At 53.3% G+C, this 2,593-nt stretch carries 2 protein-coding genes and 1 pseudogene; all 3 read right to left on the reverse strand.

Features of this window, described 5'->3' with window-relative positions:
• Positions 1–54: 54 nt before the first annotated feature.
• Positions 55–201, reverse strand: a pseudogene (locus KEM39_RS11035) (glycosyltransferase family 2 protein); the annotation flags it as partial.
• A 131-nt stretch (positions 202–332) separates the two neighbouring features.
• Positions 333–1,472, reverse strand: a complete 1,140-nt coding sequence (locus KEM39_RS11040) for a polyamine ABC transporter substrate-binding protein (RefSeq protein WP_211710042.1) — start codon at positions 1,470–1,472, stop codon at positions 333–335.
• A gap of 274 nt (positions 1,473–1,746) precedes the next feature.
• Entirely contained in the window at positions 1,747–2,370 is a 624-nt protein-coding gene (gene lolA / locus KEM39_RS11045; RefSeq protein WP_002219647.1) for an outer membrane lipoprotein chaperone LolA, read from the reverse strand.
• Positions 2,371–2,593 lie beyond the last annotated feature (223 nt).

Raw genomic sequence — 2,593 nt, forward strand, 5'->3', positions numbered from 1 at the left:
ACCTGTGTTTGGGTTTCGGCTGTCGGGAGGGAAAGGAATTTTGCAAAGGTCTCAACATATATCTTCACTTCCGTCTTTTGACCCGTCATTCACAAGGATAAGTTCGACATTTTCATTGCTTAATATAGGTTCTATGGAATTTAGACACGCTTCCAAATAACTCTCGACATTATAAATGGGAACTACGATACTTAAATCCATATCTTTCTCATTTTACTAAATAATTTTAATCTTAACCCAATCATAACCGGCAGGCGGGGAAACGCCCCCTGTTTGATAACGGACGCGCCGTTTCCTGCCGCCCGAAAGGTTTCAGACGGCAGGGGTTCCGGTTATTTGCCCGCTTTGAGACCTTGCCACAGCTTCACGCCCAGTTTGGCGGATTCTGCGGATTTGGGCGATACGATGAAACTTTTTTCCATCAGTTCTTTGGTCGGGAAAATCGATGGATCGTTTGTGTATTTAGCTTCCATCAAATCACGCGCGGGACGGCTGGCGGGCGCGTAGGTAACGAAGCTGCCGTTTTTCTCCGCCACCTCGGGTCGGAGCGTGTAGTCGATATAGCGGTGGGCGTTGGCAACGTTTTGCGCGTCGCGCGGAATCATAAAGGAATCCACCCACACGCCCACGCCGGTTTTCGGGGTCAATACTTTGATTTCCACACCGTTTGCGGCTTCTTCGGCACGGGTTTTGGCAATGTTCAAATCGCCGCCGTAACCGATGGCGGCACACAAGTTGCCCGCCGCCATATCGTCGATATAGCCGGAAGAGCTGAAGCGTTTCACGTCGCCCCGGACGGCTTTCATCATATCGACGGCGGCTTTGATGTCTTCGGGATTCTCACTGTTGGGGTCTTTACCCAAATAGTGCAACGCCAAAGGAATCTGTTCGATTGCGCTGTCGAAATAGCTGATGCCGCAGGATTTGAGTTTGGCAGTGTATTCGGGGTTGAACACCAAATCCCACTCGTTTTCGGGCAGCTTGTCTGTACCCAATGCCTTTTGCACCTGCCGCGTGTTGATTGCCAAGGTGTTGATGCCCCAGAAATAGGGGACGGCGTATTCGTTGCCCGGATCGACGGCTTCCATCATTTTCAACAAATCTTTATCGATGTTGCCGTAATGGGGAATTTGCGCCTTGTCGATTTTCTGATACGCGCCCGCTTTGATTTGCCGGCCGACGTTGGCGATGGACGGCGCAGTCAGGTCGTAGCCGGATTTGCCGGTCAGGACTTTTGCCTCCAGTGTTTCGTTGCTGTCGTAATAATCGGAACGCGTCTTGATGCCGGTTTCTTTTTCAAAGGCGGCGACGGTTTCGGGATCGACATAATCCGACCAGTTGTAGATGTTGAGTTTGCCCGATTGTCCGGCTTCGGGCTTGGCGGAGGGGGTTTGGGCGGCGGTATCGCTTCCGCCGCCGCACGCAGTCAAGGCGAGGCTCAGGATCGCCGCCGCCACCAGTGTTTTTTTCATGGTTTTCGACCTTTCGTTCAAAAATAAAAAACATTGCAGGGACGGCCTGGCCGCCTGCATCGGAAGCTGTGGGGGCGGCCGGTCGGCTTTCTTGGCCCTTGATGCAGCAAGGTTTGCATTAAACGGCAAAAACAACCGGGGCGCAACCGTTAATTTTCACGGGTTTGCCGTTCCGATGCCCGATCGGGCGGTAATGCGGGACATTGTTCCGCCTGCGTGAAAATGCCGTCTGAAGCCTCGGCGGCTTTCAGACGGCATTTTTCAAAACGGCAAATCAGTTGCTCAACACGTCCACGCCTTTGGGCGGGGTAAACTTGAACGCGCCGCGCGAGAGTTGAGGATTCGTATTCAAACCGCCGAAACTGATGGAGGTTTGGTTGCCGAAGCTGTCTTTAAGCTGCATGGCGGCGAGGTTGCCGCCTTTGAAGCCGATGCGGATGTATTGGTAGCCGGCGTTGTTGCGTTTGGGCGTTGCCAGCACATAATCGATGCCGTTGGACGAACCGTCCTCTTTCAGCGTGTAGCTGCTTTCGAGGGCGGTTTTGTTCGACAGGATGGCGGCGGGGCTGCCGCCTATGGCCTGGTCTTGGGACGACTTGGTAACTTGTGCCAAATCAACATCGTAGAGCCAAACGGTTTGACCGTCGCCGACAATAGTCTGTTTGTAGGGCGAAGTGTATTCCCATTTGAAGAGGCCCGGGCGCAGGATTTTGAACGTGCCGTGCGCGGTTTGGGTTTTCTTTTTGCTTTGGACGGTTTGGGTGAAGCTGCCGCTGATACCGTCGGCATCGTTGTTGAATTGCTTGAGCGCGTCCACCGCGCCCGCCTGTGCGGAAGCGACGGAGACGGTCAGGGAGCAAACGGCGAGGAATTGGAACAGGTTGTGCGGTTTCATCATTATTTTTCCTTGTTGGAATGAGTGTGGCGTAAAGTATCGGCGCGGCAAAACAATCATACGGGCGGCGTTACGGGCGGTTTGCATTTTGCAAACCGCGTTTTCCGAGGGCTGATTTTTTGCCCACCGGAAAAGGCAGGCGCGCCACGCTGCCCTTTAATGTGTGCCGCGTTATAGTGGATTAACAAAAATCAGGACAAGGCGACGAAGCCGCAGACAGTACAAA

The organism is Neisseria sp. Marseille-Q1983 (assembly GCF_018224585.1).
In the GTDB taxonomy this organism is placed as follows: Bacteria; Pseudomonadota; Gammaproteobacteria; order Burkholderiales; family Neisseriaceae; genus Neisseria; species Neisseria polysaccharea.